This window comes from Pseudoalteromonas sp. SG43-5 (assembly GCF_014164345.1).
Classification (GTDB): Bacteria; Pseudomonadota; Gammaproteobacteria; order Enterobacterales; family Alteromonadaceae; genus Pseudoalteromonas; species Pseudoalteromonas distincta.
Window position 1 is genome coordinate 190,137 of record NZ_JACJFA010000004.1, and the last position, 14,672, is coordinate 204,808.

Here is a 14,672-nt window from a genome sequence, read left to right on the forward strand (position 1 = left end):
GAGCGTTAGTTGTAGGCGTTGGCTTGCTCACGCGAGAAGCGAAGCTTCTGTATTTAAATCACCAAGTAGCAAAGCTATGTCTGATCTATGTAGTTTTTTCATCCCTTCTAAATGATTTACATGGCATTATAAATCCTACTTAAATTAACTCCTTTATTTTCAATTGCTTGTTATCGGCACACATCGTGCTTTTTTGATTGTGTATTTTAAATATATCTTTTAAGAAAATAAGGAGATCTCAATGAGTACATTACAGACAAGCACACGTTTACAAGGCAAAAAAATCGCAATTTTAGCCACTGATGGGTTTGAGCAAAGTGAGCTTTTATCTCCACGCAGCGCATTACTTGATGCTGGTGCAAACATCGAAATAGTATCAATTAAAGAAGGCCAAATTACTGGCTGGGATGAAGACAAGTGGGGCGATAAAGTAACAGTAGATAAACTAGTTACAAACGCGGATCCTGCTGATTACGACGCGCTTATGCTTCCTGGTGGTTTATTTAATCCAGACAGTTTACGCCAAGATAAAGATGCTAAAGCATTTATTGATGGATTTTTTGGTGCAGAAAAAAACAAACCCGTTGCTGCTATTTGCCACGCACCGTGGTTGTTAGCTGAAATTAATAAATTGCGCGACCGTACCATTACTTCTTTTCCTAGTATTAAAAGCGATTTAATTAATGCAGGTGCTAATTGGGTTGATCAAGAAGTATGTGTAGACCAAGGTTTGGTAACAAGCCGAAGCCCAGCTGATTTAGAAGCATTTAATGCTAAGTTTATTGAAGAGATTTTAGAGGGTAAACACCAAGCTCACTAATTTGCTTTTAAAAAACAAAAAAGGGCATTTTAAATGCCCTTTTTTAATGCGTAAATTTACACTTTTTATAATGCGGTTGCCGCTTTCATTTCACTAACAAATGCTTTTAACTGCGTTGTCATTGCGTCTAAATCGTTAAGGTTAGCTTCAATAATTTTAACTACAGCAGAGCCTGAAATAGCACCTGCTGCGCCTGCATTAAGTGCCGCTTTTACATCATCTGGCGTTGAAATACCAAATCCTAAAAGAGCAGGAGCTGCATGGTATTCTTTTAATTTAGTAACAATATTACCCGCTGGCATTTGTGCTTTTGTATCGGTACCGGTAACACCAGCGCGCGATAGTAAATACGTATAACCACGACCGTAAGAGGCGCATTGGCGAAGAGTGTCGTCATCTGCATTAGGTGTGGCAATAAAAATTGGGTCTACACCGTTATCCATTGCTGACTTTCTAAATATTTTAGATTCATGCAGAGGCACGTCAGCCACTAAAATAGAGTCTACACCTACCGCTTTTGCATCTTTATAAAATGCTTCTATGCCGCGCTTAAAAACAAGGTTTGAGTAAAGCAATAATCCAATTGGAATATCGGCGTTATACTCGCGTATCTCTTTAATAACATCAAAGCAATCTTGCGTGTTAATGTGCACATTAAGTGCGCGAATATTAGCTTTTTGAATTACAGGGCCATCCGCAATCGGGTCAGAAAACGGAATACCAAGCTCAAGTGCATCAGCGCCGCCGTCAATTAGGCTTTTAATAATCGCAACACTTTGCTCTTTACCTGGGTCGCCAATTGTTACAAATGGTACAAACGCACCTTGTTTTTTCTCGTTAAGCGCTGCAAACATTTTGCCGTAACGATCCGTTTTTACTTGGCTCATAGCTGACCTCTTTCAGATAGTACATTGTGAACGTGTGCTAAATCTTTATCGCCACGACCACTTAAATTAATAACTAAAACGCTTTCCTCGGTTTGCTCTTCTGCATACTTAAGTGCATAAGCAAGCGCATGGCTTGATTCAAGCGCCGGAATGATCCCTTCGTTTTTAGCAAGTGATTGAAACGCATCAAGCGCTTCTGTATCTGTGATACCCACGTATTGCGCTCGACCGGTTTCGTGTAAAAATGCGTGCTGAGGACCAACCGCAGGGTAATCAAGACCCGCTGATACAGAGTAAGACTCTTCAATTTGGCCATCGTCGTTTTGCATAATGTACGTGTAAGTACCGTGTAATATACCTTTAGTGCCTTTACAAATTGTTGCACCGTGCTCATTTGTATCAAGCCCTTTCCCAGCAGGCTCAACACCAATTAATTTAACGCCTGGCTCGTCAATAAAGTCGGTGAACATACCAATTGCGTTTGAACCACCACCAACACAGGCAATTACAGCGTCAGGTAAACGACCTTCGGCTTTAAGTACTTGTTGTTTAGCTTCTTCACCAATAACTTTTTGATACTCACGTACAATTGTTGGGAATGGGTGAGGACCCGCAGCTGTGCCTAGTAGGTAGTGCGCGTCTTGATAATTAGCTGACCAGTCACGCAGGGCTTCATTTACTGCATCTTTTAATGTGCCAGAACCCGCTGTTACCGGAATAACCTCTGCGCCCATTAACTTCATTCTAAATACGTTTGGTTGCTGACGTTCAACGTCTTTTGCGCCCATATAAATTCGACATTTTAAACCCAGTAATGCACATGCAAGCGCGGTTGCAACGCCGTGTTGGCCTGCGCCTGTTTCAGCAATTACTTGTTTTTTACCCATGCGCTTAGTAAGTAACGCTTGGCCAAGTACTTGGTTGGTTTTATGTGCGCCGCCGTGTAATAAGTCTTCACGCTTTAGATACAGTTTTACTTTTGGGTTTTTAACTAAATTGCGCGTTAAAGTAAGTGGGGTAGGACGACCCGCATACTCGTTTAATAATTTACTTAGCTCAGCCTGAAACTCAGGATCTTTTTGTGCTTTGTTAAATTCGTTTTCTAACTGCTTAAGCGCAGGGACAAGTAACTCGGGTACAAACATACCGCCAAACTCGCCAAAATAAGCTGGATTTTGCATTTTAACCTCAATAATTTCTGATGCTTGTAAAAGCATTATGTAATTTGTTAGGGCACTTTTTACCCGCAGATTCTTCAACGCCTGAGTTTAAATCAAGGCCTAAGGCACCTTTAAAAAGCGCATCTTTAATATTGTCTGGATTTAAGCCTCCAGCGAGCATAAACGGAGTGGTTGCATCATGAAGCACCGACCAATCAAATGCTTTACCTGTACCGCCAGCTTGTGTATCGCTGTGTGTATCGTAAAGGTGTCGGTCAACGCCATTTACAGGCGTTGGCAATGCATCTTTTATTGCTTGGGCTTTCCAAATCTCGCAGCCGGTAGGTAACTGTGTACGCAACTGAGCGATGTAATCGTCACTTTCTTGACCATGTAATTGAACTGCCGCCAATTTTAGCACACTTGCGTATTGAGCAACTTGATCAATTGGGGCATCTACAAATACACCCACAAAATTAAGCGGGGCACTTTGGCTAAGCTCTTTTGCGCAATCTAAATCAACATAGCGTGGCGATTTAGGATGAAAAATTAAACCCCCGTAAATAGCACCGTTTTGATATGCCGCTTGTGCATCTTTGGTACGTGTTAAACCACATACTTTATTGTCACCTAAAATAACACGGCGACATGCTTGCTCTAAATCACGCTCGCCCATAAGTGAGCTGCCAATTAAAAAACCATCGCATAATGGAGCTAAACGTTTTACGTCTTGATGGGTGTAAATACCCGATTCCGAAATAACCACTTTATCAGCCGGAATAAGTTTGCGTAGCTTTTCGGTAGTGGCTAAATCGGTGCTTAAATCGCGTAAATCACGGTTATTAATACCAATAATTTGTGCATCAAGCGCAAGTGCACGGTGTACTTCTTCTTCATTACTTACTTCGGTTAATACCGACATATTCAGAGAATCGGCAACTGCGTGCAGTGCTTTATAGCTTTCGTCATCGAGTACTGAAAGCATCAGTAATATAGCGTCACCGCCATAAATACGGGCCATATACACTTGGTACTCATCTATAAAAAAGTCTTTACAGATAAGCGGTTGTTCTACTTGGCTGCGCACAAATTCAAGATAGTCAAAACTGCCTTGAAAATATTTAGCATCAGTTAACACGCTCATGCAGGTAGCGTATTTTTTATAAACCGATGTGATTTCGGTTAAATCAAATGGCTCTCTAATTAGCCCTTTTGAAGGCGATGCTTTTTTACACTCTAAAATAAACTGTGTGCCTGGGGCGGCTAATGCTTTGTAAAAACTACGGCTTGTAGGCACTGCAAGGTGTTTAAAGCTTTCAAGCGGGCGTGCGGCTTTACGCTCAATTAGTTCTAATTTTTTATCAGCAACAATTTTGTCTAATACATTAGCCATTACTTACCTCAATAATTGCATTTAGTGTGTTCATGGCTTGCCCTGAACTTAATAATGTTTGTACTTGCTTTGCCCCTTCTTTTAACGTTTCTGCTTTACCTGTTAGGTATAAAAGGGCAGCTACGTTAACCACAATGGCAGCATTATGTGCATCTGTGCCTTTGCCTTGTAAGATGGCAAGGCTAGCATTTGCGTTGTATTGTGGGCCTTCACCAGCGAGTTGTTCAAGTGAATAGTTTGCAAGGTCAAAGTCGCTTGGGTTTAGTGTGTACTGTGTAAGCTCGCCATTATTCAGCTCAACTACCGTTGTTGGACCTTGTAGAGCTATTTCGTCAGTGCCCGAGCCGTGAACAATCATAGCGCGCTTTGTGCCAAGAGTTTTAAGTGTTTGTGCCATTGGCATACATAACGCTTCGTTGTACACACCTAACAATTGCACATCAGGTGCAGCTGGGTTAGCAAGCGGGCCTAAAATATTAAAAATAGTGCGTGTTTTAAGCGCTGTACGCACGCCCATCGCATGGCGTACGCCACTGTGATAGTGCGGTGCAAACAAAAAGGTAAAATTGGTTTGCTCAAGGCATTTTGCTGCCTGCTCTGGGCTCATATCTATATTAATGCCCAACGCTTTTAGTAAGTCGGCAGAGCCTGAATTACTCGATACACTGCGATTACCATGTTTTACCATGTTGATGCCGGCAGCAGCGGCAACTATGGCTGCTGTTGTGCTTATATTAATTGTGTTTGAGCCATCGCCGCCAGTGCCACAGCTATCAGCAAGTTGTGTACTGCTGGTAGTAAAAGCAACAGCGTTTTCGCGCATTGAGGCTGCAGCACCTGCTATTTCATCGCTTACTTCGCCTTTAATTTTAAGGCTTATTAGTAGGGCGGTTAGCTCAATCTCGCTCATGTTACCTTGCATTATTTCATCAAACAGTGCTTTGGCGTCTGCGTAGCTTAATGATTGCCCTGTAATTAGTTGTTCAATAGCGTGTTGAACATTTATGGGTTGTTCTGGTTGTGTACTCATAATGTCCTCTATTATTTGGCACGTGTTAAGTAAGCGACACTTTGCTGAAGTAGCATTGCGCCGTTTGGCGTCAGTATTGATTCTGGATGAAATTGATAACCCAATGCGTTGTCATCATGATGATAAATAGCCATAGGGATATCTTCGTACTGGGCAATAACCTTTATATTATCAGGCACTTTTGTTGCCATTAATGAATGGTAACGTGCTACAGGCATTGTATTGCCCATACCATCAAATACAGGATGTTCGCCTAAATTAATAATTGAAGACTTACCATGTACGGTTTCACCCGCGTGACCGATTACTCCGCCATAGCTTTGTGTTAATGCTTGTTGGCCTAAACAAATGCCTAGCATTGGGAAGTGGCCTTTAGAGAGCTCAATAAGCTCCATTAAACAGCCTGCATCGCTTGGTGTGCCAGGACCTGGGGAAAGTACTAATAGTACTTGGCCTTGCTCTTGGCGCATTTTATTAAAAATAACCTCAGCGCTAATGTTGTTTCTGTAAACAACAAGTTCGCAGCCAAGCATCGTAAGCTCATCAACTAAGTTATATGTAAATGAGTCAAAGTTATCTAAAAAATAGATTTTAATAGGATTCGCTTTACTCATTTTATACCGCCTTATACGTAGATTTTATGGCGGTGATAACCGCTTGTGCTTTAGCGCGAGTTTCGTTTGCTTCTGAAATAGGATCTGAGTCAAACACTACACCTGCACCTGCTTGCACGTAGGCTATGTTATTTTTAACAAAAGCAGAGCGAATAACAATACAACTATCCATTGCGCCATCACCGGTTAAGTAACCTACAGCGCCGCCATAACTGCCTCGGCGCTTACCTTCTGTTTGACGTACAAGCTCAGCAGCACGTACTTTTGGTGCACCAACAAGGGTGCCCATGTTCATACACGCTTGGTAAGCATGCAGTGCATCAAGTTCTGGTTTTAGTGTGCCAACAACGCGTGAAACTAAATGCATTACCTGTGAATAGCGGTCTACTTTTAATAACTCTTTGGCAAAACGAGTACCTGCAACACTAATGCGGGCTACGTCGTTACGGGCTAAATCGACAAGCATTAAATGCTCGGCGCGCTCTTTTTGATCGTTTCTTAGTTCCAGCTCAATGCGGCTGTCTAAGTCGGGGTTTATTTGCCCGTTAGCAAATTTGCCGCGTGCTCGAGTACCAGCAATTGGGTAAACTTCTACTTGCTGATTACTTACGTCGTACTTAAGGGCCGACTCAGGAGACGCGCCAAATAATGCAAAGTCTTCATCGCGCATATAAAACATGTAAGGGCTTGGGTTTTGCTTTTTAAGCTGGCTATACGCATGTAAAGAATCAGGGCAAGGTAGTGAAAATGTACGCGACGGCACTACCTGAAAAATATCACCATCAACAATATTCTTTTTAAGCTTAACAACTTGCTCGCAATACGTTTCGTCGCTTATATCAACGCTTACTTCACATTTGCCACTTTGCATATCCGCACTAAATTCTGCAGCGTTATCGCAAAGCGTATTTAAGCGCTCAAGCTCTTTACCTACTTCAAAACAGTTAGCGTGTACGTCTGGGCCGTTAAATACATTACCAATGAGCTCAGTTGTTTGTTTTTGATGATCAATAACAACTAAGGTTTCGGCTAAGTAAAATACGTAATCTGGGCAGGTGTTTTCGCCATCAGGTACATCACTTAATTGCTCAAAGTTTGCCACCATATCGTAGGCAAACACACCGCCTAAAAATACCGAAAACGGATTTTCGGTAGTGCTTTGAATGCTGTTAATACAGGTACGAAGAGCGCTGAAGGCGTTATCGGCAACAAGCTTACTTGCTTCGTCTATATCGCTGCTGGTGTCTTGGTAGTTAAGTGTAAGCGTTGTGTCGTTTAATTGTGAATCACAGCTCTTAACATTTGCTTGTAAGTAGCTTAATAATTGCTTGCCGTTATTAGATTGTGCGCTAACAGTTACCGTTTTACCCTTACATACAATGCGCAGGGCGCTATCAACTAAAATTAAACTTTTTACACTGTCTTTAGAATCAATCTCAGCCGATTCAAGCAGTAGTGAGTTGGGCTTATCAAGTGCCGCGTATAATGCAAGAGGGCTACTAATATAGTCGCGTACTTGCGTAATGCTTGTTACTTCGCCTGGTGTGGTAGTTATATGACTAAAAATCAAACCTCATTCCCTCAAAAAATTAAACCCCGCAGTGCTTTTGCAATGCGGGGTTTGAATAACGATATCTAAATTACAAACAGATCATTACCGTCCCGCTATATCAGGCGCCACCACCAACGATGTGTAAGAGTAAGACCGTTATTCATGTTTTTCTGCCTCAAAATTTATTAAATATTTTTAACGTATATGTTTCGTAAAATTTAGTTATAAAAAAACCCGCATAGTTGCGGGTTTTGAATTTTTGCTAGACACGACAATTCATCACCCGAAAATTACGAGTGCCACCACCAAATAGTGTTTAAGTTTGAATTGATCATTATTGTTAATTCTTAATGTGTCTGAAAGTGGCTACAGTAAAACGTATCTTATGCTTTTGTGTCAAGTGTTTATTTAAAACAATTTAGTCAAAAAAGTTGTTATACTTACATAAACACCAGTAACCCTTAATTTTAAGCAGTTTTCTTTTGATAAAATACGATTTACATAGCCATACTACACATTCAGACGGGCGTTTAACGGTTGAAGAATTATTGCATCGCGCTGTTGATAAAAATATTGATGTGTTTGCTATTACCGATCATGACACTGTGGCGGCTATTAAGCCTGCTCAGCAATTTATTGAAGCAGAAAACTTGCCGCTTTCATTAATAACGGGTACCGAAGTGTCTACCAAATGGGAAAGCTTCGAAATTCATATTGTAGGTTTAAATATTGATATTAATAATATTGACCTTACTTCTTTATTATCGGCTCAGCAGCAAAAGCGAGAAGAGCGTGCACTAGAAATTGGCGCACGCCTTGCAAAAAATGGCTTTGATGGCATTTACGAGCAAGCTAAAGAGCTGGCAAAAGACGCGCAAATTACGCGCGCACATTTTGCACGCGCTCTTATTGAGCGCGGTGTAGCTAAAAATTTCCCGGGTGTTTTTAAAAAGTACTTAGGGCGCGGCAAAACAGGCTATGTACCTAGTTGCTGGTGCACCATGCAAACCGCTGTAGAGGCAATACATGCTGCTGGTGGTGTTGCTGTACTTGCGCACCCAAGTAGCTATCAAATGTCAAACAAGTGGCTACGCAAATTATTAGTAGAATTTAAAAGTGTAGGAGGAGACGCAATGGAAGTTGCACAACCTCAACAGGCGCCAAGCGAACGTCAATTTTTAGGTGAACTCAGCCGTGAGTACGAACTACTTTGCTCGCAAGGGTCTGATTTTCATTTTCCGACAAGCTATTTAGAGCTTGGCAAAAATTTATACTTACCGAAAGACTGCCAAGGTGTTTGGCAAGTTTGGGAAGGACAAGAAGGGGCATTAACATGAGTCAATTATTCCATATTCATCCTGATAACCCGCAACCAAGACTGATTAGTCAAGCCGTTGATATTATTAAACAAGGCGGTGTTGTTGTTTACCCAACAGATTCGGGCTATGCCATTGGCTGTAACATTGGTAATAAGCAAGCCAAAGAGCGCATAGAGCGTATTCGTGGTATTGAAAAAAACGATAATTTTACGCTAGTTTGCCGTGATTTATCGGAGCTATCTACTTATGCACGTGTAGATAACCAGCTATTTAGATTAATTAAAAATAATACGCCAGGGCCTTATACCTTTATTTTTAAAGGCACAAAAGAAGTCCCTAAGCGTTTATTAAACGACAAGAAAAAAACCATTGGCATGCGTGTAATTGAACACCCAATTGCTTGTGCGTTACTTGCCGAACTTGGCGAGCCATTAATGTCGTGTTCTTTAATTTTACCCGGGCAGCAGTTTACTGAATCTGATCCGGATGAAATATTAGAGCGATTAGATAAACACGTTGATTTAATTATTCACGGTGGCCATTTAGCCGAGCAAGCAACCACAGTAATCGACTTGTCGGAAGATGAAGTTAAAATATTGCGTGTTGGCTGTGGTGATACAAGCCCGTTTGAGTAATAACAAGTGAGCGAAAGTACTGCTGATACAAAAAGTAGTGAAAAGCCAGTGCAGCAGAAGCTGCCACTGGCTTTTTTGCATGGTAAAGCGGTTGTAGATAAACCAGAAGACTTATATATCCCGCCCGATGCGCTCGAAATAATATTAGAAACCTTTGAAGGCCCGCTCGATTTACTGCTTTATTTAATTAAAAAGCATAAGCTTGATGTGCTCGATCTTTCTATTTTTAGTATTACAGAGCAGTATGTAAGTTATGTTGAAATGATGACCGAGTTTCAACTCGAACTTGCCGGTGAATATTTAGTTATGGCTGCGTTACTTGCACAAATTAAGTCGCGCTTATTACTCCCTGTTCACGAAGAACTTGAAGAGGAAGAAGACCCTCGCGCTGAGCTTATTAAACGCCTGCAAGAATATGAGTTATTTAAAAAAGCCGCCGAAAACCTCGATGATATCCCCCGTGTTGGGCGTGATATTTTTATAGCGCATGCCGCTATGCCAATAAATGAAGACACAAGTCATAACCTCCCTGATATTGAACTTAAAGACTTAATGCTGGCGTTGAGTGATGTTATGGCGCGAGCAAAAACGTTTGAACATCATCAAATTACTGCTGAAGTACTCTCAACCCGAGAGAGAATGAGCCAAATATTACAACAGCTATCGAAAGCAAATTCAGCAGTGGTATTTAATGCGCTTTTTACGCCTGATGAAGGGCGTAGTGGTGTTGTGGTTACTTTTATAGCCATGCTAGAGCTCATTAAAGAAGGACTTGTTACCTGTTTGCAAGTAAGCCCAGAGAGCTTAATTTATGTCAGCTTGAGCGAGCAATCAACCCTATAAACTTATCTGTTTAATCCTCAACTTCTAAAAACTGACTTTAATTATCAAAGTTCTGTGCGTATACGCACGTAAAGTGTTTGTAAATGCTATTTTCATTTACGGCTATGCACTATATTGTAACGTCATAGCATAATAGGACTTTACACATGTTTAAAAATACACCTTCATCTTACGGACTTGTCGCCATTATTTTACATTGGCTCATGGCGTTGACTATTTTTGGCCTGTTTGGTTTAGGTTTATATATGGTTGAGCTTACTTATTACGATAGCTGGTATAAAGGCTCGCTCGATTTACATAAAAGTATTGGTATTACGCTTGTGGCCGTATTTTTATTTAGAATTTTATGGCGTGCTTTATCTACACAACCTAAATCATTAGGTGAAAGTAAAGGCATGAACCAATTAGCACATACTGCGCATATTGCTATGTATATTATTTTGGCCGTTATAGTTGTTGCAGGGTATTTAATATCAACCGCAGACGGACGTCCAATAGAAGTGTTTACCTTATTTAACGTATCAGCGCTTGATTTTGCATTTGATGACCAAGCCGATATTGCAGGAAAAGTACATTATTATGGCGCGTGCACATTAATCGGGTTTGCAGTATTGCATGCACTAGGGGCGTTAAAACATCACTTTATCGATAAAGATAAAACCTTAATCAGAATGATCAAACCATTAAAGGATGATTAAAATGAAAAAATTATTAGTAAGCACAGCCGTTTCGGCTGCAATGATGTTATCGGCAACAGCCGTTAATGCAGCTGATTATGTAATTGATACAAAAGGCGGGCACGCATCTGTTAACTTTAAAATTAAACACTTAGGTTACAGCTGGTTATATGGTCGTTTTAATACTTTTGACGGCACATTTAGTTACGATGCTAAAAATCCTGATGCATCAAAAATTATGGTAAATATTGACACCACTAGCCTTGATTCTAACCATGCAGAGCGCGATAAGCACTTACACGGTAAAGATTTTTTAAATGTGGATAAATACCCAAAAGCGACATTTAAAAGCACCAGCATTAAATTTGATGAAGATGGTGAAGAGGCCGACGTAACCGGCGAATTTACGCTGCATGGCGTAACTAAAACTATTACCTTTGAAATAGATAAAGTGGGTGAAGGTAAAGATCCGTGGGGTGGATACCGCGTAGGTTTTGAAGGCGAAACCAGCCTTAAACTTACAGATTATGGTATTGATTACAACTTAGGGCCTGCATCTACTCATGTTGATATTATTTTATCAATAGAAGGCGTTCGTAAGTAATACAGTTATTGAATATAAAAACGCCACTTACTGTGGCGTTTTTTTTGCTTAACAGAAACTCAAATTAAGCGACTTTGAATTTGTTTATTTTGTGCTATTAATACGTGACTTTAATAGAGGCCTTAAATCCTCAGGCAACCAGCGCATAAGTAAATCGTTATAAGCCTGCGTTTTTTTAATAACTTTAAGCTGCTCATTAAGAATAGCGATGTCTTTTGCGCCTTGCTCGTTTTTAGTACAACCAATAAAGCCATAACTGAGCGCTGGAGATTCGGTTAATGGACGCTGCGTTAAGTTTTCTTCAAAGTGCATTGATTTAGCTAAATAGTAATGCTCGCTTGGGTAACCCAGCAAAATATCAATTCGTTTTAGGTTAAGCATATATGTAAGGCTCGCTAGGCTATCGCGTGTGGGTCTAATTACTAAATCAATGTTGGGTGTACTGTTTATTAAAGTATCTATCTCTTGGCCGTAAGAGCGGCTCATAGAAACTCCAAGAGTTAGTTTTTTATCTTGTATTAAATTGAGTAGTGATACTTCTTTTGATTCCGCTATATTTAGCGCTTTGGCCAGCTTTTTATGCATTGCTATTGAAGGCGAGAGGCCTGTTGTTGAGCTTTCGTCTGTGAAATAAATATGCTCTTTTCTGTAATCATTTTTATAAAGCGATAACGCACAAACATTATTTGAAGTATTAGACAGCTCTTGAATTACTTTACCTGAGGGGATAAGCATGCGGTTAAAGGTAATATTAGGAAGTTGTTTTTCAAGTAAAGAAATTATGCTTTCGTCACGGCCTTGGTGTTGATATTGACCATTTAAAATATAATAGGGTGCAAAATCGTGCGCTAGCCAGTTTATGGTTCTAGCATTGCTTATTGAGCTCAGACAGAAAAAAAGTAAGAAAGTTAAAAATATACGGAGCATTACAACAGCTACCAGTAATTATTATTGTAAAACTATTGTAACCAATAAAGGGCTAAAAAGTAAAATGCCAGCAACAAGGCTGGCATAATATCTTATCAATAATTGCAATAATAGAATGGCAATTAAAGTTATATGTTGCTTAGTTAGCTTTTAGCCACTTAACAAACTGGCGTGCATCACTCGCTTTTTGAAATAATGCATTTTTTAAACCTTGTGTATCACTGAAGATTACACGATGTTTGTTTACTGAAATTGATTGCACTGGATGTGCTATTTGGATCATAGACCCGTTATATTTATAAGACATAATAAAACTCACTTTATTCTTGTTATTTATTCTGCGCTATATTTGTATAGCAAATTGCAGTCAATAAATTAACGATGTTGTGTTTAGCTTCATTACAGTGTTGACGATCTTTATGACACTTTTGCGATGATAGTAAAAAATCATCTCGGTATTATTCAAGGGGTTCTCGCCGTACAATAACTTAGCTTTCAAATATACGTTTTGCGGGGCTTACTGGATCAGGGTAAATGGTTAACCGCGGCGGTTTCTTTAAACCAGAGAGGGAAGGTAACTTATATATAAATTGTGTGCAAGCTATTTATTATAAAAATATTTATAATAAATCTTATCAACTGCTTACAAAGCCCATTTTTAGTTACCAAAGGATAAGTATGAATTACCTAATAGTGAGTGATATTTATGGTTTAACCCCTGCTTTAAGTAAGTTATCACAGGCAATTAGTTCAAATTTAGTGATTGTTGACCCATACAATAACAAGATTCAAGCTATTGAAAGTGAACAAGATAGTTATAATAATTTTATACAGCAGTGTGGCCATGACAAATACACGGACAAACTTCTAGAATGCTTTGAGAGTTTAAAAGTGCCGACCACATGTATTGCGTTTAGCGCAGGGGCAAGTGCAGCATGGCGGGCACAGTTATTAACAGGCAATACACACCTTAAAAAGTTAATTGGCTTTTATCTGTCGCAAATTCGTAATCATTTAGCGTTAGATGCAAATGTACCCTGTGAATTCATATTCCCAGAAAGTGAGAGTCACTTTAATGTTGATGAAGTTATTAAAGCTTTAAGCACCAAAGCGGGTGTTAAGTGCCATAAAACCAATTTTTTGCATGGTTTTATGAACGAGTACTCAACCAATTTTAATGCGCAAGGGCTGGTTGAATATAGTAGCTATATAAAACAGAGCAGCCGTTAAAGCGTGTTTAGCTGCTTTTTATTAATATCAGGAAAATCAGTACGGGTATTATATTTTGCATACAGCGTTGTAAAAATGCTGCTGCCGGATAACTTATCTAACTCTTTTATAAAGGTTTTAGCACTAGAACGAGCGGGTCTACAGCATGTTTGATACTGTTTTATTATACCCGCGACAGATAAACCTTGTTTTTGTAGCTTAAGGTCGGCCTGTGCAAAAAAAGCCGCACCCGTCCAATAAACACGTTGCTGGGCGCGTTGTTTCCACATATCGGCAGAGAGCTTATTAAGTGGCTGTGTTTTAGTTTTGGTTTGCAGGCGGGCACGATCAAATCCTGCATTTAAACGTTGTACAAACTGTGGCTGGGTGATTATACCGCTGTCACGCATTATTACGTTTTGCATATAACTGGCAAAACCCTCGCTTAGCCAAAAACCGGAGTAGGGAAGTAGCGGCAAATATAAATGCGAAAGTTCATGGTATAGCGTCCAATCTTTAGTGAATGCATTTAAACTGGCGTAGCGATCTATATGTAGTTCAATCCCATCGGGGTTATTGCGCTTAACTGTAGCCCAAGGTACAGGCTCAAAAGCAAAGTATTGCGGTTTTAAATAAATAGGCAAAGTGGTTTGCTTTAAAGGCCCCAGTGTATTTTGTGTTTTTTCAACACTTTGATTAACCCATGTAGACACCGTATTTTGAGCATTACTTGAGAGCGAGCTAAGGTTATGTATGACTACTTCAGCGGCTAATACGTTAAAAGAGCTGATTGATAGTAGCAGTACAAAAAAGTATTTCATTAAAATGCTCCACTGTAATTTAATAACTGGTACGCCAGGCTTAATATAGAAGACCAACTAAATGGATAAATAATCACGCCTAATTCTTTATTTTTTAAAATGATAGTAACTATAAAAGTACAAATACAGACACCTCTAGCTAAGCATGGTTTAATCAATTAATCGTTATTTTAAGCTAGGT

At 39.8% G+C, this 14,672-nt stretch carries 16 protein-coding genes; 7 read left to right on the forward strand and 9 right to left on the reverse strand.

Going from position 1 to position 14,672, the window contains the following annotated elements:
• Positions 1–241: 241 nt before the first annotated feature.
• Positions 242–820 carry a type 1 glutamine amidotransferase domain-containing protein gene (locus tag H5161_RS06325; RefSeq protein WP_024595007.1) on the forward strand — a complete coding sequence of 193 codons (579 nt, stop codon included), beginning with the start codon at positions 242–244 and terminating at the stop codon, positions 818–820.
• Between the two features lie 65 nt (positions 821–885).
• Here H5161_RS06325 and trpA read toward each other — a convergent pair whose 3' ends face one another.
• The 6 genes from trpA to H5161_RS06355 are packed head-to-tail and all read right to left on the reverse strand — an operon-like array spanning position 886 to position 7,474.
• Complete coding sequence (gene trpA / locus H5161_RS06330) at positions 886–1,707, reverse strand: tryptophan synthase subunit alpha (protein WP_182768941.1); 822 nt, start codon at positions 1,705–1,707, stop codon at positions 886–888.
• A complete protein-coding gene (gene trpB, locus H5161_RS06335) occupies positions 1,704–2,888 on the reverse strand; it encodes a tryptophan synthase subunit beta (RefSeq protein WP_002961582.1) in 1,185 nt (394 codons plus the stop codon). The genes trpA and trpB overlap by 4 nt, the downstream gene beginning before the upstream one ends.
• Before the next feature lie 7 nt (positions 2,889–2,895).
• Positions 2,896–4,260, reverse strand: coding sequence for a bifunctional indole-3-glycerol-phosphate synthase TrpC/phosphoribosylanthranilate isomerase TrpF (trpCF, locus tag H5161_RS06340; RefSeq protein WP_002961581.1), 1,365 nt, complete (start codon positions 4,258–4,260; stop codon positions 2,896–2,898).
• Positions 4,253–5,290 (reverse strand): anthranilate phosphoribosyltransferase, encoded by a 1,038-nt coding sequence (gene trpD, locus H5161_RS06345; RefSeq protein ID WP_182768942.1) that lies wholly within the window; start codon positions 5,288–5,290, stop codon positions 4,253–4,255. Before trpD ends, trpCF begins: the two co-directional genes overlap by 8 nt.
• Before the next feature lie 11 nt (positions 5,291–5,301).
• Positions 5,302–5,904 (reverse strand): aminodeoxychorismate/anthranilate synthase component II, encoded by a 603-nt coding sequence (locus H5161_RS06350; RefSeq protein WP_149592564.1) that lies wholly within the window; start codon positions 5,902–5,904, stop codon positions 5,302–5,304.
• A gap of 1 nt (position 5,905) precedes the next feature.
• Complete coding sequence (locus H5161_RS06355; protein WP_182693135.1) at positions 5,906–7,474, reverse strand: anthranilate synthase component 1; 1,569 nt, start codon at positions 7,472–7,474, stop codon at positions 5,906–5,908.
• Between the two features lie 464 nt (positions 7,475–7,938).
• Here H5161_RS06355 and H5161_RS06360 point away from each other — a divergent pair, with 464 nt between their 5' ends.
• From H5161_RS06360 to H5161_RS06380, 5 genes are all read left to right on the forward strand, one after another.
• Complete coding sequence (locus tag H5161_RS06360; protein ID WP_002961577.1) at positions 7,939–8,793, forward strand: RNase RNM; 855 nt, start codon at positions 7,939–7,941, stop codon at positions 8,791–8,793.
• Complete coding sequence (locus tag H5161_RS06365) at positions 8,790–9,410, forward strand: L-threonylcarbamoyladenylate synthase (RefSeq protein ID WP_002961576.1); 621 nt, start codon at positions 8,790–8,792, stop codon at positions 9,408–9,410. The genes H5161_RS06360 and H5161_RS06365 overlap by 4 nt, the downstream gene beginning before the upstream one ends.
• Positions 9,411–9,416: 6 nt before the next feature.
• Positions 9,417–10,253 (forward strand): ScpA family protein, encoded by an 837-nt coding sequence (locus H5161_RS06370; protein WP_182768943.1) that lies wholly within the window; start codon positions 9,417–9,419, stop codon positions 10,251–10,253.
• A gap of 146 nt (positions 10,254–10,399) precedes the next feature.
• Positions 10,400–10,951: a cytochrome b gene (locus H5161_RS06375; protein ID WP_182768944.1), complete on the forward strand. Its 552-nt coding sequence runs from the start codon at positions 10,400–10,402 to the stop codon at positions 10,949–10,951.
• Position 10,952: 1 nt separating this feature from the next.
• Entirely contained in the window at positions 10,953–11,534 is a 582-nt protein-coding gene (locus H5161_RS06380) for a YceI family protein (protein WP_182724270.1), read from the forward strand.
• Between the two features lie 84 nt (positions 11,535–11,618).
• Here H5161_RS06380 and H5161_RS06385 read toward each other — a convergent pair whose 3' ends face one another.
• Positions 11,619–12,461 carry a transporter substrate-binding domain-containing protein gene (locus H5161_RS06385; protein ID WP_154903278.1) on the reverse strand — a complete coding sequence of 281 codons (843 nt, stop codon included), beginning with the start codon at positions 12,459–12,461 and terminating at the stop codon, positions 11,619–11,621.
• Between the two features lie 139 nt (positions 12,462–12,600).
• Positions 12,601–12,768 carry a hypothetical protein gene (locus H5161_RS06390; RefSeq protein ID WP_002961566.1) on the reverse strand — a complete coding sequence of 56 codons (168 nt, stop codon included), beginning with the start codon at positions 12,766–12,768 and terminating at the stop codon, positions 12,601–12,603.
• A gap of 371 nt (positions 12,769–13,139) precedes the next feature.
• Here H5161_RS06390 and H5161_RS06395 point away from each other — a divergent pair, with 371 nt between their 5' ends.
• Positions 13,140–13,691 (forward strand): hypothetical protein, encoded by a 552-nt coding sequence (locus tag H5161_RS06395; RefSeq protein WP_182768945.1) that lies wholly within the window; start codon positions 13,140–13,142, stop codon positions 13,689–13,691.
• On the opposite strand, the gene H5161_RS06400 is transcribed toward H5161_RS06395, so the two are convergent.
• Entirely contained in the window at positions 13,688–14,491 is an 804-nt protein-coding gene (locus H5161_RS06400) for a hypothetical protein (RefSeq protein ID WP_039490175.1), read from the reverse strand. The genes H5161_RS06395 and H5161_RS06400 overlap by 4 nt on opposite strands.
• Positions 14,492–14,672: the final 181 nt, after the last annotated feature.